20 protein-coding genes are annotated in these 21,815 nt (G+C 66.1%); 12 read left to right on the forward strand and 8 right to left on the reverse strand.

The genetic code is table 11. The features are described 5' to 3' along the window. Positions 1-4: 4 nt before the first annotated feature. On the reverse strand, positions 5-2,170 hold the full coding sequence (locus tag ACZBJS_RS09660; protein WP_463438661.1) for an anthranilate synthase component I: 2,166 nt from the start codon (positions 2,168-2,170) through the stop codon (positions 5-7). Positions 2,171-2,525: 355 nt separating this feature from the next. Between ACZBJS_RS09660 and ACZBJS_RS09665 the strand changes: the two genes are divergently transcribed. Further along, the gene (locus ACZBJS_RS09665) at positions 2,526-3,524 is read left to right on the forward strand and encodes a VOC family protein (protein ID WP_316395765.1); all 999 of its coding nucleotides are present in this window, start codon (positions 2,526-2,528) and stop codon (positions 3,522-3,524) included. A gap of 167 nt (positions 3,525-3,691) precedes the next feature. Here the strand turns inward: ACZBJS_RS09665 and ACZBJS_RS09670 are convergent, their stop codons facing one another. The 3 genes from ACZBJS_RS09670 to petA form a co-directional block, all read right to left on the reverse strand. Beyond that, positions 3,692-4,366: a dienelactone hydrolase family protein gene (locus tag ACZBJS_RS09670; protein ID WP_253589310.1), complete on the reverse strand. Its 675-nt coding sequence runs from the start codon at positions 4,364-4,366 to the stop codon at positions 3,692-3,694. A gap of 184 nt (positions 4,367-4,550) precedes the next feature. Further along, positions 4,551-6,623, reverse strand: coding sequence for a cytochrome c1 (locus ACZBJS_RS09675; RefSeq protein ID WP_026193258.1), 2,073 nt, complete (start codon positions 6,621-6,623; stop codon positions 4,551-4,553). A gap of 72 nt (positions 6,624-6,695) precedes the next feature. Then, entirely contained in the window at positions 6,696-7,226 is a 531-nt protein-coding gene (petA, locus tag ACZBJS_RS09680; protein ID WP_016839713.1) for a ubiquinol-cytochrome c reductase iron-sulfur subunit, read from the reverse strand. 277 nt (positions 7,227-7,503) lie between these two features. Between petA and ACZBJS_RS09685 the strand changes: the two genes are divergently transcribed. From ACZBJS_RS09685 to ACZBJS_RS09710, 6 genes are all read left to right on the forward strand, one after another. Then, positions 7,504-7,974, forward strand: a complete 471-nt coding sequence (locus tag ACZBJS_RS09685) for a tRNA (cytidine(34)-2'-O)-methyltransferase (protein ID WP_463438662.1) — start codon at positions 7,504-7,506, stop codon at positions 7,972-7,974. Positions 7,975-7,984: 10 nt separating this feature from the next. Further along, positions 7,985-8,617 (forward strand): 7-carboxy-7-deazaguanine synthase, encoded by a 633-nt coding sequence (gene queE, locus ACZBJS_RS09690; protein WP_076830475.1) that lies wholly within the window; start codon positions 7,985-7,987, stop codon positions 8,615-8,617. A 27-nt stretch (positions 8,618-8,644) separates the two neighbouring features. Further along, positions 8,645-9,010 carry a 6-pyruvoyl trahydropterin synthase family protein gene (locus ACZBJS_RS09695; RefSeq protein ID WP_076830472.1) on the forward strand — a complete coding sequence of 122 codons (366 nt, stop codon included), beginning with the start codon at positions 8,645-8,647 and terminating at the stop codon, positions 9,008-9,010. A 2-nt stretch (positions 9,011-9,012) separates the two neighbouring features. Then, complete coding sequence (hemF, locus tag ACZBJS_RS09700) at positions 9,013-9,909, forward strand: oxygen-dependent coproporphyrinogen oxidase (protein ID WP_463438663.1); 897 nt, start codon at positions 9,013-9,015, stop codon at positions 9,907-9,909. After that, a complete protein-coding gene (locus ACZBJS_RS09705; RefSeq protein ID WP_463438664.1) occupies positions 9,900-10,640 on the forward strand; it encodes an HAD family hydrolase in 741 nt (246 codons plus the stop codon). Before hemF ends, ACZBJS_RS09705 begins: the two co-directional genes overlap by 10 nt. Positions 10,641-10,800: 160 nt before the next feature. Further along, positions 10,801-11,049: a DUF2158 domain-containing protein gene (locus ACZBJS_RS09710; protein ID WP_245311420.1), complete on the forward strand. Its 249-nt coding sequence runs from the start codon at positions 10,801-10,803 to the stop codon at positions 11,047-11,049. Between the two features lie 155 nt (positions 11,050-11,204). Here ACZBJS_RS09710 and ACZBJS_RS09715 read toward each other — a convergent pair whose 3' ends face one another. From ACZBJS_RS09715 to ACZBJS_RS09730, 4 genes are read right to left on the reverse strand one after another with little or no spacing between them, the layout of a single operon-like run. After that, positions 11,205-12,461, reverse strand: a complete 1,257-nt coding sequence (locus ACZBJS_RS09715) for a CCA tRNA nucleotidyltransferase (protein WP_057016981.1) — start codon at positions 12,459-12,461, stop codon at positions 11,205-11,207. Further along, positions 12,458-12,721, reverse strand: coding sequence for a DUF6111 family protein (locus ACZBJS_RS09720; protein ID WP_057016980.1), 264 nt, complete (start codon positions 12,719-12,721; stop codon positions 12,458-12,460). The genes ACZBJS_RS09715 and ACZBJS_RS09720 overlap by 4 nt, the downstream gene beginning before the upstream one ends. Further along, positions 12,718-13,353: a CoA pyrophosphatase gene (locus ACZBJS_RS09725; RefSeq protein ID WP_371852161.1), complete on the reverse strand. Its 636-nt coding sequence runs from the start codon at positions 13,351-13,353 to the stop codon at positions 12,718-12,720. The genes ACZBJS_RS09720 and ACZBJS_RS09725 overlap by 4 nt, the downstream gene beginning before the upstream one ends. Before the next feature lie 32 nt (positions 13,354-13,385). Further along, positions 13,386-14,027, reverse strand: coding sequence for a DUF1285 domain-containing protein (locus ACZBJS_RS09730; RefSeq protein WP_057016979.1), 642 nt, complete (start codon positions 14,025-14,027; stop codon positions 13,386-13,388). 241 nt (positions 14,028-14,268) lie between these two features. On the opposite strand from ACZBJS_RS09730, the gene ACZBJS_RS09735 reads away from it, so the two are divergent. The 5 genes from ACZBJS_RS09735 to ACZBJS_RS09755 all read left to right on the forward strand — a co-directional run bounded on the left by ACZBJS_RS09735 (position 14,269) and on the right by ACZBJS_RS09755 (position 21,794). Continuing rightward, positions 14,269-15,273, forward strand: coding sequence for an AAA family ATPase (locus ACZBJS_RS09735; RefSeq protein ID WP_038386028.1), 1,005 nt, complete (start codon positions 14,269-14,271; stop codon positions 15,271-15,273). Beyond that, on the forward strand, positions 15,273-16,214 hold the full coding sequence (locus ACZBJS_RS09740) for a DUF58 domain-containing protein (RefSeq protein WP_076830268.1): 942 nt from the start codon (positions 15,273-15,275) through the stop codon (positions 16,212-16,214). The genes ACZBJS_RS09735 and ACZBJS_RS09740 overlap by 1 nt, the downstream gene beginning before the upstream one ends. Beyond that, entirely contained in the window at positions 16,214-19,024 is a 2,811-nt protein-coding gene (locus tag ACZBJS_RS09745) for a DUF4159 domain-containing protein (RefSeq protein ID WP_076830466.1), read from the forward strand. Before ACZBJS_RS09740 ends, ACZBJS_RS09745 begins: the two co-directional genes overlap by 1 nt. Positions 19,025-19,144: 120 nt before the next feature. Next, positions 19,145-21,208: a hypothetical protein gene (locus ACZBJS_RS09750; RefSeq protein WP_057016977.1), complete on the forward strand. Its 2,064-nt coding sequence runs from the start codon at positions 19,145-19,147 to the stop codon at positions 21,206-21,208. 163 nt (positions 21,209-21,371) lie between these two features. After that, complete coding sequence (locus tag ACZBJS_RS09755; protein ID WP_463438665.1) at positions 21,372-21,794, forward strand: DUF2946 family protein; 423 nt, start codon at positions 21,372-21,374, stop codon at positions 21,792-21,794. Positions 21,795-21,815 lie beyond the last annotated feature (21 nt).

The raw sequence follows: 21,815 nt of genomic DNA on the forward strand, positions 1-21,815 counted from the left end.
GCCTTCACTTGCTACTCACATTAAGCCGGAATGCATTCTCGACAATGCGCAGGCCGACCTCGTTGCCGAGCGACATCAGCGATTCCGGGTGGAATTGCACGCCGCCGACCGGCAGGGTCTTGTGCTCGATCACCATCGCGACGCCGTCTTCGGTGGTCGCGGTCACCGCCAGCACCTCGGGCACGCTGTCGCGCTCGACAAACAGCGAGTGGTAGCGGCCGATCACGATCTCATTGGGCAGGTTCCGCATCAGCCGGCCACCGCGCACCTGGACGCGCGACGGACGGCCATGCGCGGGCTGACCGAGCTGGCCGAGCTGGCCGCCGAAATATTCGCCGATCGCCTGCACGCCGAGGCAGACGCCGAAGATCGGCAGCTGCTTCTCGAGCGCGGTATCGATGGTTTTCGCGATGCCGAAATCCTCCGGCCGACCCGGCCCGGGCGACAGCACCAGGAGGTCCCAGCCCTTCTTCTTGAGCATGTCCTGGGCATGGACGTGCCTGACCACGGTGACGTTGGCACCGACCTGGCGGAAGTAATCGGCCAGCATGTGCACGAAGCTGTCGTCGTGATCGATCAAGAGCACGTTCTTGCCGGAGCCGGTGGCGTCGGGCGCGAAATCCGACAGCGGCTTCGGCGGATCGCCGCGCAGCGCCTGGAACAGCGCCGCGGCCTTGACTTGGCACTCGCGATCCTCGGCGGCGGGATCGGAGTCGAACAGGCAGGTCGCGCCGACGCGCACCTCGGCGAGACCGTCCTTCATGCGGATGGTGCGGATGGTGAGCCCGGTGTTGATGCTGCCGTCGAAATTGACGCAGCCGATCGCGCCGGCATACCAGCGCCGCGGCGACCGCTCGTGGTCCTCGACGAACTGCATCGCCCACAGTTTCGGCGCGCCGGTCACCGTCACGGCCCAGGCATGGGTCAGGAAGGCGTCGAGCGAATCGAAGCCCGGCCGCAGCATGCCCTCGACGTGATCGACGGTGTGGAACAGCTTTGAGTAGGTCTCGATCTGACGCCGCGCCAGCACCTTGATGGTGCCGGGCACGCAGACGCGCGCCTTGTCGTTGCGATCGACGTCGGTGCACATGTTGAGCTCGAACTCGTCCTTCTCCGAGTTCAGGAGCTTGCGGATCTGCTCGGCATCGCCGATCGAGTCCGAGCCGCGCGCGATGGTGCCCGAGATCGGGCAGGTCTCGACCCGGCGGCCGTCGGAGCGCACGAACATCTCCGGCGACGCGGAGACCAGGAATTCACCGTCGCCGAGATTCATCAGCGCACCATAGGGTGACGGATTGATGCGGCAGAGCCGCTGGAACACTTCAGCCGGCGAGCGCTCGCAGGGCTCGGCGAACAGCTGCCCGGGCACCGCCTCGAACAGGTCGCCGCGGGCAAACGCCGCGCGCGCGACCTCGACAGTCGCCTGATATTCGCCGGGCGCGTGATCGGCAAAGCCTTGCCGGCCGTTCCTGGCGTAGAGGCTCGGAGCGGTCTCCTGCGGCAGGCCGGCGGTGGATTTGCCCTTCCACGCGAACTCGTAACTGAGCGCCACGCCGCGGCCGGTGGCGCGGTCATAGGCCAAGAGACGGTCCGGCACGTAGAGCACGATGTCGCGCTGGTCGGCCTCGCGGGCGCGCTTCTGCGCGAGGTCCTCGATCTGGAACACGAGGTCGTAGGCGAAGGCGCCGAACAGGCCGAGCAGCGGATCGGCATTGGAGGTGAACGCCGCCACCATGTCGCGCACCAGCGACATCACGCTGGCGCGACGCGTGCGCTGGTCTTCCTCGACCGGCGCGGCGCCGCGGATGATATGGCCGGCGAGCCGCGTTGGGGTCCGCTCCGAGATCACGACGCAGGGCTCGCGCAGCACGTCGCCGAGGAAGGCGATCAGGACCTCGCCGCGCGGGTTCAGCGCCTGTAACGAGAAGTTGGTGCCCGACGTCTCCAGCACCAGCGGCGGATCGGCAAAGCCGAGGTCAAAGCTCTCGTAGCGGCCCGGTACCGTCGTGCCCGAGGACAGCACCACGCCGCGGCGGCGGTCCAGCAGCGCGATCAAATCGTCGAGACGGTTGGCGCCGCCGGTGAATTGCTCGACCACACGCGCGACCGCAAGGCCGCCATTGGTCAGATATTCGCTTCGAGCCGGCAGGGAGAAGACTGTCCTGTTCATGTGATCCTCTTACGAGACTTGCCGAGAGAGCGCCACACAGGACAAACGAAGGGCAAATAAACTAACCATCGGTCGCACTGCGATGGCGACCTTCGACGTTTGTGAAAAAAGAAAACGCACCGGCCACCTATGAGAAGGTGGGCCACCAACGACGGGATGGACTGGCAACGGTGCTCATGCCCGTTACTCACCACCCGGCGCGGGCCGTGTCAAGAGATGGCCCGGCACCCCTGCCCAATCCTGGACGCCCTTTCGGGCGGCATTTTCGGGTTTGAAGGGGCAGGAATCCGCGTAGGATTTGCTGAAATGGCGGCTGGTCGGCCGCCCAAAAAACAGACAGATGGCGGAGGCGCAGATGGCGATTTTGGGTCTCGGATATGCCGGCTTCGGCTCCGACGCGCTCGACGACTGGCGGCGGTTCGGCACTGGCCTCGTCGGGCTGCAGGCGGTCGAACGCGGCAATTCGCTGCTCGCGTTCCGGATGGACGACCGCAAGCAGCGCATCGTGATCGACCGCGCTCAGGGCGAAGGCACCCGGTTCTTCGGCTGGGAGGTGGCTGACAGTGCGGCCCTCGATGCGCTGGCGGCACGGCTGGAGCGCGCCGGCGTCGCGGTGACATCAGAGCCGCTGGCGCTCGCAGATAGCAGGCGGGTGCGCGGCCTGATCTCGTTTCGGGATCCCGGCGGCAACCGCCTCGAGGCGTTTCATGGCGCCGAGATCGACGACACGCCGTTCAGGCCGGGGCGCTCGATCTCCGGCTTCCGCACCGGGCCGCTCGGCCTCGGCCACGCGGTGCTGACCGTCGAGCACATCGCCCCGGTGATGAGCTTCTATGTCGACGTGCTCGGTTTCGGCTTAAGCGACTACATCGAAAAACCGTTCCGCGCCTATTTCTTCCATGTCAATGCCCGCCATCACTCGCTGGCGCTGATCGAGACCGGCACGAACGGCCTGCATCATCTGATGGTCGAGCTGTTCTCGCTCGACGATGTCGGCCAAGCCTACGACGTCGCCCAGCAGGAAGATCGCGTCAACGTCACGCTCGGCCGTCACACCAACGACCTGATGACGTCGTTCTACGCGAGGTCGCCGTCCGCCTTCATGGTCGAGTGCGGCTGGGGCGGCCGCGAGATCGATCCGGCGAACTGGACACCGTTCGAGATGCATGACGGCCCGAGCCTGTGGGGCCACGAGCGGGTCTGGCTGTCGCCGGAGGACCGCGCCGTCGCGCGCGAGATGCGGATGCGCGCCGCCGCCGAGGGCAAGCGCGCACCGGTGCAGGTGATGGAAGGCAATTTCAGGCTGATGTCGGGGACCTGCCCGTGGTGGGACGGGGTGAAGGCGGAGAGTTAGATCTCGCCGTCGTCCCTGCCTAGTGCGCAATTGCGCATGGGAGCAGGGACCCATAACCACAGGGCCTAGTTATTTGGCGAGATGACTGCCAGCGTGCCCATTGCAAAAGCCACGGCGTATGGGTCCCGGCCTTCGCCGGGACGACGCCGGTGGTTTTGGCAATCGCCTTACCCCAGGTGCTTCTTGAAGAAGTCCGTGGCGCGGCCCCAGGCGAGTTCGGCGGCCTCGCGGTCGTGCACCGACTGGCGCTGCTCGTTGAGGAAGGCGTGCTCGGCGTCATAGCGGAACAGCTCGAGCGATTTGCCGGCGGCCTTCATCGCCTTCTCGAAATTGCTGACGAGCTCCGGCGTGCACCAATCGTCCTTGTTGGCGAAATGCGCCTGCAGCGGAATCCTGACGTCGGCGGGCTTGGCGGCCTGCTCCGGCGGAATGCCGTAGAACACGACGCCCGCAGTTAGTTCCGGCACATGCACCGAGCCGATGATGGTCACCGCGCCGCCGAGACAGAAGCCGGTCAGGCCGACCTTGGCGCCGTTCTTCGCGAGATACTGCGCGGCGCCGCGCACCGTCTGCGTGGTGGCGTCCATGAAGTCGAGCGAGTTCATCTCTTTGCCCGCGGCATCGGTGTCGTGATACGGCACCACCTTGCCCTTGTAGAGATCGGGCGCCAGCGCATCGAAGCCTGCCACCGCGAAGCGGTCGCACAGGCCCTTGATCTGGTCCGACAGGCCCCACCATTCCTGGATCACGACGACGCCGGGTGCGTTGCCGCGCGCCGCATTGGCGAGATAGCCCGACGCATCCTTGCCGTCCGGACGCTTGAAGCTGATGCTGGTACCCATGAGTTCCTCCGCAATGTTTGCCGGCTGATTGGCCGGCATCTTGTCCGCACTCGGCGGCCGACGCAATTGACGACACCGTCATTCCGGGTTCGATGCTACCCCGTCACCCCGGAATGACGGAGAGATTGCAAACAAAAAAGCCCCCGAAGGGGGCTTTCTCAAACTCGCTATACCGTACCCGAGATCAGTGGGCGTTGGCCCAGACCTTGCGCTTGGTGAAGTACATCAGGAAGGCGAAGACGACCAGGAAGAAGAACACCTGCATGCCGATCCGCTTGCGCTCCTCCATGTGCGGCTCGGCCGCCCACATCAGGAACGTGGTGACGTCATGCGCGTACTGCTTGACCGTCGCCGGCGAACCGTCGTCGAAGGTCACCTGACCATCGGACAGCGGCTTCGGCATCTTGATGGCGTGGCCGGGGAAGTACTTGTTGTAGTACGAGCCCTCCGGGATCGTGACGCCCGCCGGAGCCTTGTCCTCGAAGCCCTGCAGGATGGCGTCGACGTAGTCGGGTCCCTGCTCCTGGTACTGGGTGAAGAAGTCGATCGCGAACTGCGGGAAGCCGCGCTTGTAGGACCGCGCCTTGGTGATCAGCGAGAGGTCGGGCGGCGCCGCGCCGCCATTGGCCGCGCGCGCGGCCTGCTCGTTCGGGAACGGCGACGGGAAGTAATCCGCCGGGCGGCCCGGACGCTCGAACATCTCGCCCTGGTCGTTCGGACCGTCCTTGATCTTGTACTCGGACGCGAAGGCCGCCGCCTGCGCCGGCGAATAGCCGGGACCGCCGGGATCGGCGAGGTTGCGGAACGCGACATAGGACAGGCCGTGACAGGCGGCACAGACTTCCTTGTAGACCTTCAAGCCGCGCTGCAGCGAGCCACGGTCATAGGTGCCGAAAGGACCGGAGAACGACCACTTCTGGGCCGGCGGCGCGTTGCCACCCTCCTCGGCCTTGGCGTTCTGGGTGCCGCCGACGAGCAGGCTGCCGGCCACGACCATCGCGAGCATCACAGAGGCCGCGGTCGCGGCCCTGCCCTTGCTCTTCGCCAGCACGTCGTCGGCGATCGAGTTCGGCACCGGACGCGGCGTCTCGATGCGGGCGAGCAGCGGCAGCACAATCAGGAAGTAGGCGAAGTAGCAGACCGTCAGGATGCGGCCGGCGATCACATAGATGCCTTCCGGCGGCTGCGAGCCGAGGTAACCGAGCAGGATGCAGACCACCACGAAGATCCAGAAGAACTGCTTGGCCAGCGGGCGATACTTCGACGAACGGGTCCGTGCGCTGTCGAGCCAGGGCAGGAAGCACAGGATGATGATCGCCGAGAACATCGCCACGACGCCGGCGAGCTTGTTCGGGATCGAACGCAGGATCGCGTAGAACGGCAGGTAGTACCATTCAGGCACGATGTGCGCCGGCGTCACGCCCGGGTTCGCCGGGATGTAGTTGTCGGCGTCGCCGAGATAGTTCGGCATGTAGAAGATGAACCAGGCGAAGAAGATCAGGAAGCAGGACACGCCGAACATGTCCTTGATCGTCGCATACGGCGTGAACGCAACGGTGTCCTTCTCGGTCTTGGCCTCGACGCCGGCCGGGTTGTTCTGACCCGCGACGTGCAGCGCCCAGACGTGCAGCACGACCACGCCGGCGATCACGAACGGGAGCAGATAGTGCAGCGAGAAGAAGCGGTTCAGCGTCGGGTTGCCGACCGAATAGCCGCCCCACAGCAGGGTCACGATGCTCTCGCCGAAATAGGGCACGGCCGAGAACAGATTGGTGATGACGGTGGCGCCCCAGAAGCTCATCTGGCCCCACGGCAGCACGTAGCCCATGAAGCCCGTCGCCATCATCAGGAGGTAGATGATGACGCCGAGGATCCACAGCACCTCGCGCGGCTCCTTGTACGACCCGTAATAGAGGCCGCGGAACATATGGATGTAGACGGCGAAGAAGAACATCGACGCGCCGCAGGCATGCATGTTGCGCAGCAGCCAGCCGTAATTGACGTCGCGGACGATCAGTTCGACCGACTTGAAGGCGAGGTCGGCGTGCGGCGTGTAGTGCATCGCCAGGATCACGCCGGTCAGGATCTGCAGCGCCAGCATCATCGAAAGGATGGCGCCGAAGGTCCACCAGTAGTTCAGGTTGCGCGGCGTCGGATAGGCCACGAACGAGGAGTGGATCAGGCCGAAGATCGGAAGGCGCCGTTCGATCCACTTCAAGGCGGGGTTGCTCGGTTGGAAATCAGATGGTCCGCTCATTGATGCGATCCTGAAGAAGAAAAACGACGCGATGGGTCCAAGTGGAAGCTGAAATCCCGGAGGGGCCGGGACTTAGCCGATCTGGATTTTGGTGTCGGAAAGGAAGGCGTAAGGCGGCACCGCCAGGTTGGCGGGCGCCGGCCCCTGGCGGATACGACCGGAGGAGTCGTACTGCGAGCCGTGGCAGGGGCAGAAGAAGCCGTCGTAATTGCCTTCATGGGCGATCGGGATGCAGCCGAGATGGGTGCAGATGCCGATCACAACCAGCCACTGGTCGTGGCCGGCCTTGACGCGGGCCGAGTCGGGCTGCGGATCGGGCAGGCTCGAGAGCGCCACGCTCTGGGCCTCCTGGATCTGCTTCTTGGTGCGATGGCTGATGTAGATCGGCTTGCCGCGCCAGAAGACCTTGATGTCCTGGCCCTCGGCGATCGGCGTCAGATCGACCTCGATCGGCGCGCCGGCCGCGATCGTCGCGGCATCCGGGTTCATCTGCGCAACCAGCGGCCAGACGGTGGCGGCTGCGCCGACCGCGGCGGCAGCTCCGGTTGCAACAAAGAGAAAATCACGGCGTGTCGGATGGTCCGCCGAAGACGCTGTCGTCACGATTCCTAGCCCTTTCTTTTCTGCAGCCGGTGGAACCGCCCTGGAGACGCAGGACGCGCCCCAAGAAAGGCTGCCGGCGCCCGCGGCCCCCGCGGCGGCAGAAAACCGCTATTCCCCACCCCAAATGGCGGAACAGCAGTCCAGAATCGTTCTATTGGCACCCTTGCCGGACGAGCGCAAGCCCGCTATCGGCTCGCACACGTGCAATGCACGAAATCCGCGCCGAGCGATGTTTTATTGAGACAATTTCATCCGGATTTCACAGGCCGCCCGCACCATGCAGATCGCGCTGTTCCAGCCCGACATCCCCCAGAATACAGGGACGATTCTGCGCCTCTGCGCTTGCCTGGACGTGGCAGCCCATATCATCGGACCGGCGGGATTCGACACCTCGGACCGGAATTTCCGCCGGGCGGGTATGGACTATCTCGACCATGTGCGGTTGAAGCGTCACGACTCATGGTCGAAATTCGAGGAATGGCGGGCCGAGGCCGGATGCCGGCTGGTGCTGTTCACGACCAAGGCGGCGAAATCCTATCTTGATTTCGCGTATACGGCCTCCGATGTCCTGCTGTTCGGGCGCGAGACGGCAGGGGTGACCGACGCGGTGGTGGCCGCTGCGGATGCGCGGCTGGTGATTCCGATCGGGCCGACCATGCGTTCGCTCAATGTGGCCGTCACAGCGGCCATGGCCGTCGGCGAGGCGCTGCGGCAGACCGGTTCAGGAATCGCCGGTTCGGCAACTTAAGGGATTTTTGGTGAGCTACGCGGTCAAGGAGATCTTTCTCACCCTGCAGGGCGAAGGCGCCCATGCGGGCCGCGCCTCCGTGTTCTGCCGCTTCGCCGGCTGCAACCTCTGGAGCGGCCGCGAGCAGGACCGCGCCGGCGCGGTCTGCAAGTTCTGCGACACCGATTTCGTCGGCACCGACGGCACGCTGGGCGGCCGCTATGCGACCGCCGAAGAGCTGGCCGGCACCATTGCCGCGCAGTGGACGGGAGGCGAGGCCGACCGCTACGTGGTCCTGACCGGCGGTGAGCCGCTGCTGCAGGTCGACGCGGCCTTGATCGATGCCCTGCACGGCCACGGCTTTGCGATCGCGATCGAGACCAACGGCACCATCGTCCCGCCCGACGGGCTCGACTGGATCTGCGTCAGTCCCAAGGCCGCGGCCGAGCTCGTGATCCGCAAGGGGCACGAGCTCAAACTGGTCTATCCGCAAATGGAGAACGCACCGGAGGATTTCGCCGGCCTCGCCTTCGAGCGCTTCTCGCTGCAGCCGATGGACGGCCCCGACGTGATCGAGAATACCGAGCGGGCGATCGCCTATTGCCTGAAGCACCCGCAATGGCGCCTTAGCGTGCAGACGCACAAGTCGCTCGGCATTAGATGAACTAACAGAATCGGGTTGTTGAACGAGATGTGGGAATTGACGAAAGCGTTTCGGTTCGAGGCTGCGCATGCGCTGTCCGGAACGACCTTTGGCGCCGCCAGCGAGGAGATTCACGGCCACTCCTTTCGAGCCGAAGTTACCGTCCGCGGCACGCCCGACCCCGCGACCGGTATGGTGGTCGATCTCGGCCTCCTCGAACGCGCCATGGCCGAGGTGCAGAAGACGCTCGACCATAAGTTCCTGAACAAGATTGAGGCGATCGGCGTACCGACGCTGGAGAATCTGTCGCGCTTCATCTGGGAGCGCTTGCAACACGCAGGCAAGCTGACCCGCGTCAGCGTCCATCGCGACAGCTGCAACGAAAGCTGCACCTATTTCGGCCCGCAGGGTTAGTCATGCTGCCAACAGATCCCGCCATCATCGAGGACCGCAAGGTGCGTGCGCGCGGCTGGTTCGAGGCGCTACGCAACGACATCTGCGCCGCCTTCGAGAAGCTCGAGGACGACGCCCCGTCCACGCTTTATCCCGGCGCCGCCGGCCGGTTCGCGCGGACCCCCTGGGACCGCACCGACCACACCGGCAAGCCGGGCGGCGGCGGCGTGATGTCGATCATGAAGGGCCGGCTGTTCGAGAAAGTCGGCGTGCACTGCTCGACCGTGCACGGCGAGTTCGCCCCCGAATTCCGCGCGCAGATTCCAGGTGCCGCCGACGATCCACGCTTTTGGGCGTCGGGCATTTCGCTGATCGCGCATTTGCGCAATCCGAACGTGCCCGCCGTGCACATGAACACCCGCTTCGTCGTCACCACGAAGGCGTGGTTCGGCGGCGGCGCCGACCTGACGCCGGTGCTGAACCGCCGGCGCACCCAGGAGGACCCCGACACGGTCGCCTTCCACGCCGCGATGAAGGAGGCGTGCAGCGGACCGAACGGCGTCGCCGACTACGACAAGTACAAGAAATGGTGCGACGACTATTTCTACCTGCCGCACCGCAAGGAAGCCCGCGGCATCGGCGGCATCTTCTACGACTGGCACGACAGCGGCGACTGGGAGGCCGATCTCGCCTTCACCCAGGACGTCGGGCGCAGCTTCCTGAAGATCTATCCCGACCTGGTGCGGCGCAATTTCGCGGCCGCCTGGAGCGCGGAGGATCGCGACGAGCAGCTGGTCCGCCGCGGCCGCTATGTCGAGTTCAACCTGCTCTATGACCGCGGCACCATCTTCGGCCTGAAGACCGGCGGCAATGTGGATTCGATCCTGTCGTCGCTGCCGCCGGAGGTGAAATGGCCATGATGAACCTGCCGCGCGCGATGTTGATCGACATGGATGACACCATCCTGTCGGCCTATGGACGCCCCGAGATCGCCTGGAACACGATCACCACGGAGTTCGCCGCGGAACTGGCGCCCCTCCCCCCGGATCAGGTCGCGACCGCGCTCTTGGCCTATGCACGGCAATTCTGGTCGACCGCCGAGCCGATCTGGCGGATCAAGCTCGGCGAGGCTCGGCGGCTCACCGTGAAGGGCGGCTTCGCGGCGCTCGCGGCAGCCGGTCACCGCGCGCTGCCGGACGATCTTGCGGACCGCATCGCCGATCGCTTCACCGCCTATCGCGAGGAAGAGATGTTCGTCTTCCCCGGCGCGCATGAAGCGATCGATGCGTTGAAGGCGCTCGGCATCAAGCTCGCGCTGGTCACCAACGGCGCCGCCGACATGCAGCGCGCCAAGGTCGAACGCTTCGCGCTCGGCCATCGCTTCGATCACATCCAGATCGAGGGCGAGCACGGCTTCGGCAAGCCGGAGGAGCGCGCCTACCTGCACGCGATGGAAGCGCTCGGCGTCACCGCATCCGACACCTGGATGATCGGCGACAATCTCGAGTGGGAAGTCGTGGCGCCACAGCGGCTTGGCATCTATGCGATCTGGATGGACGTGCACGGTGTCGGGCTGCCGCCGGGATCGACCATCAAGCCCGACCGCATCATCCGCTCGCTGAGCGAACTGGTTCCTGCCGCACGCAAATAGCGCATCGCGGCGTTTTCCACGTCAATTCCATTGAAGCTGGCGCCGGTCCATTGAAGCTGGCGCCGGCCGTGATTTGGCTGTCATCACCGGTCGCTAGCCTGCCGCCCGCGTCATCCAGCGCGGAGGGAAAATCATGGAACTGAAACCAGGCGATGTTGTCATGCTGAAGTCCGGCGGCCATCCGATCACGGTCGTCGAAATCGACGAGGACAAGGTCGAGTGCCTGTGGATGGGTACGGACGGCGACCTGTTTCGCGAAACCTTGCCGCTTGTCGCACTCGAATCGACCGAGCTCGATCCGGAGGACGATGAAGAGGAAGACGACGAAGACGAGGACGACGCGGAAGAAGAGGACGACGAGGACGAAGACGACGACGGCGACCGCAAGAAGAAGCGCAAGGCGGCGTGAGATCAGTTGGCGCGATGCTGACTGGCAGATGCCGGCAGCATCGCCTCCATGCGACGTTCGACCGATCGTCGTTCAGCCAATCGTCACCGTGCCGCCGCTGACCACGGCGGCATCGAGACGTCGGCAAGAAAACTCAGAGAAAACTCAGAGGAAATTCAAAGCCGATGGTCGCGGGTGAAACGGGCCGCGGTCTGGTCGGCGATATCAGACAGTATCTTCGGCTCCAGCGGAAAGTCCGCGGCCAACCAGGCATCCTCCGCCAGGGTCAGGACATGTCCGAGTGCCGGTCCCTCGGCAATGCCGCGCGCGATGAAATCCGACGCCCGCAACGGAAAGTGCGGCGCGCGCCAGCGCTCCGGCAGCGTGGCGAGCGCGCGCCATTGATCGACATCCTGGCCCGCGCCGGTGCGCGCCCAGGCCAATAGCACCCGGTCGCGATACGGCTCCTCGTCGAGCCGGTACAGCCTGCGCCTGGCATGCGCCTCGTCCATGCCGGGCAAGCGCCACCAGCGATGGCCCATCGAATCGAGCGCCTTGGCCTCGGCGTTGGAGAGCCGCAGCCGGCTGGCGATACGCCGCGCGTCCTCGGTCACGGCGACCGTCAGCGCGGCGAGCCTTCGCATCGCGCTCGGCGCGAGCTTCATCAGCCGCTCGATCTCGATCATCGCCGCGAACGGTCCAGTATAGGCGATGCCGCCGAACAGCGGCTGCAGCAAACCACCGTCACCCATCGCGACCATTGCACTTGCGGCGCCGTTCGCGACCACGAGCTTGAGCATCTCCATGCGGATCCGCTCGGCCGACAGGCCGCTCAAACCGGCGCGCCCGCCGATGCAGGCGAGATAGCCGGCGCGATCGACCTCGCCCGCGCCGTAGGCGGCGTGGAAACGGAAGAAGCGCAGGATGCGCAGATAGTCCTCGGCAATCCGCTGCGCGGGATCGCCGATGAAGCGCACGCGCCTCGCCTCGATGTCGGCGAGGCCGCCGACATGATCGTGCACGACGCCCGAAGCGTCGACCGACAGGCCGTTGATGGTGAAGTCGCGCCGCTCGGCGTCACGCACCCAGTCGCGACCGAACGCCACCCTGGCCTTGCGGCCATAGGTCTCGGTATCCTCGCGCAGCGTCGTCACCTCGAAGGGCTGGCTGTCGACGACCAAGGTCACCGTGCCGTGCTCGATGCCGGTCGGCACGCTCTTGATGCCCGCCCGCTTGGCACGGCGGATCACCTCCTCCGGTAGCGCCGTGGTGGCGATGTCGATGTCGGCGAGCGGAATCTGCATCAAGGCGTTGCGCACGGCCCCGCCGATCACCCGCGCTTCCTCGCCGTCGGCATTGAGCAGATCGAGCACGCGCGCCGCGGGCCCGGAAGCGAGCCATGGCGCGTCGGACAACAGGCGCACCTCGCTCATTTCTCAACTCCCGGCACCAGCTTGCCGTTCTCGATATGGGCTGGAACGTAGATCGAATTCGGCGGCGCGCCAGTCAATTCGGCCAGCAACACGAAGCTCACGATGACCATCACCAGCGCCACCAGCGTCAGCTTTGCGATCATGTCGAGCGGCCATGACGCCGGCAGCGTCACGCCGGACCGCGTCGCGATGAGGAAGATGGCATAGACCGCGAAGGGGACCAGAAAGATTCCGATCTCGGTCAATACCGTGCGGATCATGACAGATAGATCCGCTCATACAGCACGCGCAGGATGCCCGCGGTCGCGCCCCAGATGTAGCGCTCGGCGAACGGCATCGCGTAATAGGATCGGTCCATGCCGCGGAATTCCTTGGTGTGGATCTGATGATTCTCGGGATTCATCAAGAAGGCGAGCGGCACCTCGAACGCATCGACCACCTCCGCCTCGTTGATCGCAAGCGTGAATCCCGGCTTCACCTTGGCGACCGTCGGCAGGATGCGGAAGCCGAACGCGGTGCCATAAAGGTCGAGATAGCCGACCGGGTCGATGAATTCCCGCTTCAGTCCGACCTCCTCGCAGGCCTCGCGCAGCGCGGCATCGAGCGGCGAGGCGTCGGTGGCGTCGATCTTGCCGCCGGGAAACGAGATCTGGCCGGCATGGCTCGACAGATTGGGCGAGCGCTGCGTCAACAGCACGGTCGGCTCGGGGTGATCGACCACCGGGATCAGCACCGCGGCCGGCCGCACCGGCTGCTCCTGCGCCACGATCTCGAGCATGCGGTCGTTGCCGGAATCTCCGGTGCGCGGAATGATATGCGGATCGACCAGGCCCGGCGGCACATCGAAAGTGAGCCGCGTGCGGGCCCGCGCGAAGAATTCCGTCGAGCTGATCGTCGCCGGCTCCACCTTCAGCAACGGCTCGTTCAAAGTGCGTCCCTCACCTGACTGGCATCGGCCATCGCGAAGAACTCGCCGCCGGACTCGATGCCGAACATCTCCTGACCATCGACCATCCGCTGCTCGCCCATGTCAACCAGATCGTAATAGAGCGCGCGGGTGACCTTGGCCCACAAATCGGCGCGGACGTGCAGATAGGGCGTCAATCCGCCGTCCTCGGCCGCCTCGAATCTGAGGCCGTGGCCTTTCTCGCAATCGACCCAATCGTCGACATTGGTGCGGAACCTGAGCAGGCGGCCGCGCGCGTCTTCCCCGGCCTGCATTTCCACGGCAAGGAACGGCGCGTCATCGACGCGGATGCCGACCTTCTCCACCGGTGTCACGAGAAAGTGCTTGCCGTCCTCGCGCTTCAGGATCGTGGAGAACAACCGCACCAGCGCGGGGCGGCCGATCGGCGTTCCCATGTAGAACCAGGTGCCGTCAGGCGCGATTCGCATGTCGAGATCGCCGCAGAATGGCGGATTCCACAGGTGAACCGGCGGCAGACCCTTGCGTCCGGCCGAACCCGATGTCGCAGCTTGATTGGCGGCCGTGGTGAGCCCTTCGAGACCCTTGCTCCCGAGGCCCGTAGTTTCCCTGCCGGAATCGCTCTGCCCTTGCTTCGCCATTGTTTGCCTTAAAGTTTCCTACCTTCAATCTGGCACGTTTGGTGCACATATCCTGAGATGTGGTCGGGATGTCATTCTCGCCACATCGTGATGCCGTTCATACCCTGAAACACCGATAAGGTGGGGATAGTTTAATTCAACGAATACATGGCCTTCGCTCAGGTTTAGCATGAGGGCCGAGATGACGACAGATGATGACGACGCGCCGATGTGCGCGCATCGTCAAGAAGGAGCGGATCGAATGGCTGGTGCAGACAGCGTCGAGAAACTGGAGGATGTGATCGTCCGTTCGGCCGAGCAGGTCGCGGGCCAGATCAAGGCCGCCAAGGAAGCGGTCTCCACCGTGATCTTCGGCCAGGAGCAGGTGATCGAAAACACCCTGGTGACGATTCTGTCGGGCGGCCACGCGCTGTTGATCGGCGTGCCCGGCCTCGCCAAGACCAAGCTGGTCGAGACCCTCGGCGTCACGCTCGGCCTCGATGCCAAGCGCATTCAGTTCACCCCCGACCTGATGCCGTCGGACATTCTCGGCGCCGAAGTGCTCGACGAGAGCTCGGCCGGCAAGCGTTCGTTCCGCTTCATCGCAGGTCCCGTGTTCGCGCAACTGCTGATGGCCGACGAGATCAACCGCGCCAGCCCGCGCACCCAGTCGGCGCTGCTGCAAGCCATGCAGGAGCAGCACATCACCATTGCCGGCGCGCGGCATGATTTGCCAAAGCCGTTCCACGTGCTCGCGACACAGAACCCGCTGGAGCAGGAAGGCACCTATCCGCTGCCCGAGGCGCAGCTCGACCGCTTCCTGATGGAAATCGACGTCGACTATCCCGATCGCGACGCCGAGCGGCGCATCCTGTTCGAAACCACCGGCGCCGAAGAGGCCGCGGCCAAGCCGTCGATGGACGCCGAGACGTTGCTCACCGCGCAACGCCTGGTGCGGCGGCTGCCGGTCGGTGATTCCGTGGTCGAGGCGATCCTGACGCTGGTCCGCGCCGCGCGTCCCGGCACCGAGGGCGGCGAGGCCGGCAAGCTGATCGCATGGGGCCCGGGTCCGCGCGCCAGCCAGGCCTTGATGCTCGCGGTGCGCGCCCGTGCATTGCTCGACGGGAGACTCGCGCCGTCGATCGACGACGTGCTCGATCTCGCCGAGCCCGTGCTCAAGCACCGCATGGCGCTGACGTTCTCGGCGCGCGCCGAGGGTCGCACCATTCCCGACGTGATCAAGCAACTGAAGACCCGGATCGGTTGATGGCCGCAGACAACAGGCACCACAACGAGGAGATCCTTGCGGTTCGACGTGCCGATGGCGAAAGCCGAACGCTCGCCGCATCGCTGCCGCGTCTGGTGCTTGAGGCCCGCCGTGTCGCTGCCAACGTCATCCATGGCCTGCACGGCCGCCGCCGCGCCGGCTCGGGCGAGAATTTCTGGCAATACCGCCGCTTCGTCTCCGGCGAGCCGTCGCAGCGCGTCGACTGGCGCCGCTCGGCACGCGACGACCATCTCTATGTCCGCGAGCAGGAGTGGGAAGCCGCGCACACGGTGTGGATCTGGCCCGACCGCTCACCGTCGATGGCCTTTGCCTCGCGCGAGGCGCGCGACAGCAAGCTGGAGCGCGGACTGATCGTAGCCTTCGCGCTCGCCGAGTTGCTCGTTGCGGGCGGAGAACGCGTCGGCATTCCCGGCCTGCTGAATCCGACGGCAAGCCTCAACGTGATCGACAAGATGGCGGAAGCGATGTTGCACGACGAGAAGACGCGCGCGAGCCTGCCGCCGTCCTTCGTGCCGTCGTCGCTGGCCGAAGTCGTCGTGTTGTCGGATTTCTGGTCGCCAATCACAGAGATCACGACGATGCTGGCCGGGCTTTCCTCCTCCGGCGCGCACGGCACCATGATCCAGGTCGTCGATCCCGCCGAAGAGACCTTCCCCTATTCCGGGCGCGTCGAATTCGTCGAACCGGAGATCGGCAGCGTCATCACCGCGGGCCGCGCCGAGAGCTGGGCGAGCGATTATGTCGCCCGGGTCGCGCTGCATCGCGACCAGATCCGCGGCGAGACCAATCGGCTCGACTGGCTGTTCTCGACCCATACCACCAGCCGCTCCGCTGCCGAGCTGCTGTTGTTCCTGCATGCCGGCATGATGGTGAGCAAGGGCGGCGGCCGCTCAATAGTCAAGGCGGGACGCAGCGCATGATCGCAGGCCTCCCCCTCTCCTTTGCCGAACCGCTGCTGCTGCTGGGGCTGGTCAGCCTGCCGGTGCTGTGGTGGCTGTTGCGCGTGATGCCGCCGCGGCCGCGCCGGATCGAATTCCCGCCGACGCGGCTATTGTTCGACATCGCGCCGAGGGAGGAGACACCGTCGCGCACGCCATGGTGGCTGACGCTGCTGCGGCTCGCCGCCGCCGCGCTCGTCATCTTCGCAGCCGCCGGCCCGATCTGGAATCCACAGACCGGCGTTGCCGCCGGCAAATTGCCGCTGGTGATCCTGCTCGACGACGGCTGGAGCGCGGCCTCGAGCTGGGATGCGCGGATCAGGGCCGCGGACGAACTGATCGCCAACGCCGACAGCGACCGCCGCGGCGTCGCGCTGGTGCCGCTGTCCGAGCCCGCGCGCGACATCACACTGATGCCGGCCGGCGCCGCGCGCGTCGCGCTGCGCCAGCTCGCGCCGAAGCCCTACTCGGTCGATCGGGTTGAAACTCTCGGCGCGCTTGGACGTTTCCTCAAGTCGACCGGCGACTGCGACATCGCCTGGCTGTCCGACGGCGTCGACACCGGACGCGGCAGCGAATTCACCGAGGGGCTCGGCAAGGTGATCGAGAGCCGCAATCTGACGATCTATGCGGGCGGTGCGCAGTCGGCGCAGGCGCTGGTCGCGGCCGAGAACGCCGCCGCCAAGATGACGGTGAAGGTGCTGCGCACCGAGAGCGGCATCGCGGCGGGAACGGTACGCGCGGTCGACGCCAAGGGATCGCCGATCGGCGAGGCGCGCTACACATTCGGACCGCAGGATCGCGAGACCGAAGCCGCCTTCGATCTTCCGGTCGAATTGCGCAACGACATCGCACGGCTCGAAATCTCCGGCGAGCATTCGGCCGGCGCCGTGCAGCTGCTCGACCGGCGCTGGCGCCGCCGCGCCATCGGCGTGGTCTCGGGTGCGAGCAACGACACCGCGCAGCCGCTGTTGGCGTCGACCTTCTATCTCTCCCGGGCGTTGTCGCCATTCGCCGATGTCAGGCTCGGCGATCGCGGCGCGCCGCAGCAGGTGATCGGGCAATTCCTCGACCAGCGGCTGCCGATGATCGTGATGGCCGACGTCGGCACGCTATCGCCAGAGATTCGCGACCGGCTCAATGCCTGGATCGAGCAAGGCGGCGTGCTGGTGCGCTTCGCAGGTCCGCGCCTCGCCCAGGCCGATGACGACCTCGTTCCCGTCAAGCTCCGCCGCGGCGGACGCACGCTCGGCGGCAGCCTGACCTGGGAGAAGCCGCAGCACATGGCCTCGTTCGCCGCCGATGGCCCGTTCTCGGGCCTCACCGTGCCGAAGGACATCACCGTCAACCGCCAGGTGCTGGCCGAGCCCGACGCCGTGCTCTCGACCAAGAGCTGGGCCTCGCTGGAGGACGGCACGCCGCTGGTCACCGGCGAGCGTCGCGGCAAGGGCGTTGTCAGCCTGTTCCATGTCGGCGCTGACATGCGCTGGTCGGATCTGCCGATGTCCGGCACCTTCGTCGAGATGCTGCGCCGGCTGATCGACATGTCCGGCTATACCTCGAAGCCCGGCCCGGGCGTCGCCAGCGATCCCAATGCCGAGACGGTTGCGCCGCTGCGCACGCTCGACGGCTTCGGCGTCTTCGGCCCGCCGCCCTCGAGCGCCAAGCCGATGTCGGCGGACTATCGCGATCGCGGCACGGCCGACCATCCGCCCGGCTTCTACGGCACTGCCGAGAGCCCGATCGCGGTCAACACGCTCGCCTCCGCCGATCGCATCGCGCCGCTCGACACCTCGGCCCTGCGCGCGACGCGTGCGAGCTACACCAACGCCGAGCCGCGCGATTTGCGCGGCATCATGCTGTCGACGGCGCTGGCGCTGTTCCTGCTCGATGCGATCGTGGTGGCCATGCTCGGCGGCGGCCTTGCCGCGCTGATCCGGCGGCGCGCGGCACCGGCCGTGCTCGCGTTGGCCTTCATCCTTGCGACCACGATGGTGCCCTCGCCGAGCCGCGCGCAGAACGCCAGCAGCGACGACTTCGCCATCAAGGCGGTGTCGCAGACGCGGCTGGCCTACGTCGTGACCGGCAATGCCGACGTCGATTCCATCGTCAAGGCGGGGATGTCCGGACTGACGCTGTTCCTCGGACAGCGCACCGCGCTGGAAGCCGGCGATCCCGTCGGCATCGATCCCGCGCGCGACGAGCTGACGTTCTTCCCCCTGATCTACTGGCCGATCGTGCCGGGCGCGCCGAAGCCGCCGCAGGACGCCATCAACAAGATCGACGCCTACATGAAGCAGGGCGGCACGGTCATCTTCGATACCCGTGACGCCGTCGAAGCGCCGCCGGGGGACAGCGGCTCATCGCAAACGCCCGGCATGCAGACGCTGCGCGAATTGCTGTCGACCCTCGACGTGCCCGAGCTCGAGCCGGTGCCGCGCGAGCACGTGCTGACCAAGACGTTCTATCTGCTGCGCGACTTCCCCGGCCGCTTCAACTCCGGTCAGACCTGGGTCGAGGCGCTGCCGCGCGAGGACGACGACGAGGCTGCGCAGCGCCCGGCGCGCGGCGGCGACGGCGTCTCGCCGATCATCATCACGTCGAACGACCTCGCCGGCGCCTGGGCGATCCGCCCCGACGGCCAGCCGATGCTGCCGCTGACGCCGGGCGAGCCGCGCCAGCGCGAATTTGCCTTCCGCGCCGGCGTCAACATCGTGATGTACACGCTGACCGGCAACTACAAGGCCGACCAGGTGCACGCGCCTGCCTTGATCGAGCGGCTGGGACAATAGAGATGCAAGTGCTTCAGCTGCCAACACCGTCATTCCCGCATGGTCCGAAGGACCAGACCCGGAATCTCGAGATTCCGGGTTCGATGCTTTCGCATCGCCCCGGAATGACGGAGTGACGTCATGAACTACGGCATCGCGTTCACACCGCTGGTTCCTTCGCTCGTGCTGTGGCTCGCGCTCGGCGCGATCGTCGTCATTGCCGTGCTGCTGCTTGTGTCGCGCGCGCGGGGCGCCGCGGTGCGGGTCGCGGCGCTGGCGCTGATCCTGCTGGCACTGGCCAATCCCTCCTTCACCCGCGAGGACCGCGAGCCGCTGTCCTCGGTCGCTGCCGTCGTGGTCGACAAGAGCCCGAGCCAGAATTTCGGCACGCGCAACCAGGAGACCGACAAGGCGCGGCAGGCGCTGGTCGACAGCCTGAAGCAGATCAAGGGCCTCGAGGTCCGCGTCGTCGAGGCCGGTCAGGCCGATGGCGAGACCGACGGAACGAAGCTGTTCGGCGCGCTGACGTCGGCGCTGTCGGACGTTCCGGTCGAGCGCGTCGCCGGCGCCTTCATGATCACCGATGGCCGCGTGCACGACATTCCCGCCAACGCCCAGGCGCTCGGCTTCCAGGCGCCGGTGCACGCGCTGATCACCGGCCGCAAGGACGAGCGCGACCGCCGCATCGCGATCACCGCCGCGCCGCGCTTCGGCATCGTCGGCCAGACCCAGACCATCACCTTCCGGCTCGACGACCAGGGCGTCACCGGCGAGCGCGCCAAGGTCACGATCCGCCGCGACGGCGAAGTGATCAACGAGCGCACGCTGACCAGCGGCCAGACCTCGAGCGTCGACATCGACATCAAGCACGCCGGGCCCAACATCGTCGAGATCGAGGCCTCGCCGCTCGAGAACGAGCTGACGCCGGTCAACAACCGCGCCGTGGTCGCGATCGACGGCGTGCGCGACAAGCTGCGCGTGCTGCTGGTTTCCGGCGAGCCACATTCCGGTGAACGCACCTGGCGCAACCTCTTGAAGTCCGACCCCAGCGTCGATCTCGTGCACTTCACCATTCTGCGTCCGCCGGAGAAGCAGGACGGCACGCCGATCAACGAGCTGTCGCTGATCGCGTTTCCGACCCGCGAGCTGTTCCAGCAGAAGATCAACGAATTCCAGCTGATCATCTTCGACCGCTACGCCCGCCAGGGCGTGCTGCCGATCGCCTATTTCGACAACATCGCGCGCTATGTCCGCGCCGGCGGCGCGGTGCTGGTGTCCGCCGGTCCCGACTACGCCTCGACCACCAGCATCTGGCGCACGCCGCTGGACTCCGTGCTGCCGGCCGAACCGGTCGGCGTGACCGAGAAGCCGTTCTACGCGCATCTGAGCGATGCCGGTAAGCGCCATCCGGTGACGCGCGGGCTGGAAGGCTCGAATGCCGAGCCGCCGCATTGGAGCCGGTTCTTCCGCACCGTCGATACCCGCAACGCGATCAATCCGCCGGTCATGACCGGAGCCGACGGCAAGCCGCTGCTGCTGCTGTCGCGCTTCGGCGAAGGCCGCGTCGCGCTGCTGCTCTCGGACCACATCTGGCTGTGGGCGCGCGGCTACGAGGGCGGCGGCCCGCATCTCGATTTGTTGCGGCGGGTGTCGCACTGGCTGATGAAGCAGCCCGACCTCGATGAAGAGGCGCTGCGCATGCAGGTGCAGGGCAAGGATCTCATGGTGGTCCGCCAGACCATGGCCGACACCGTGTCGCCGGTCACCGTGACGTCGCCGAGCGGCACCACGCATGAACTGACGCTCACCGCCGGCGATCCCGGCGAGTGGCGCGCGACGCTGCCCGCCAACGAACTCGGCCTGTGGCAGGCCACCGACGGCACGCTGAAGGCGCTAATCAATGTCGGGCCGACCAACCCGAAGGAATTCTCGGAGGTCACCTCGACCACCGACATGCTGAAGCCGCTGGCGCAGGCAACCGGCGGCGACGCCCGGCGCATCGTCGACGGTTCGAGCGTCGACATGCCGCGCGTCGTGCCGGTACGCTCCTCCTCGATCTTCCGCGGCGACGGCTGGCTCGGCGTCAAGATGCGCGACGCCAGCGTCGTGAAGGGTGTCGGCGTGCTGCCGATGTTCGCCGGCCTGGTTGGCCTGCTGCTGTTGCTCGGCGCATTCGCGGCAACATGGCTGCGCGAGGGACGCTGAGTCCGGCCGGGCTCACGTCTGCGTTGCATCAAGCACACACAGGCAATGCATCGACACGGATTGTCTGAACGCCGGTTGACATCGCGGATGCCATCCGATGTTATAATGTAACATCGGGACGCTTAGGTGTTGACGCGCTCCCGATTGGGCGGGCGTTATCGGCATGCAGTGGTTCCGGCGACACATCAAGACTGGCTCGCGGCTGGCGCTGTTCGCGCTCGCCGTCCAGTTCATGCTGTCGTTCGGGCATTTCCATCCGATCGCGGCCGCGCAAGCGGAGCCCGCAGTTCAGACCGGGCTGTCGCTGATCGATCTCGCCTATATCGGGACGTCGGCGACGCCGGACCTCGCGGTCCAGGTGACCGGGACCGAGCCGCCCGCCAAGCACGACAACGACCGGCATCCGGCCGACAATTGCGCAATCTGCGCCGTCATCTCGCTCGCGAGCAGCATGCTGTTCACTGCGCCGCCGGTGCTGTTGCTGCCGGAAGCCGTCGAGCTTCTGTTCCGAACCACCAATGCCGAATTCCTCCATCTGAAGTCGGCGCCTGCGGCCTTTCATTCCCGCGCCCCTCCCCTGTCCTGACATCGACTGGTTGCTGCACGC

This window comes from Bradyrhizobium sp. KZN70725, from assembly GCF_055264925.1.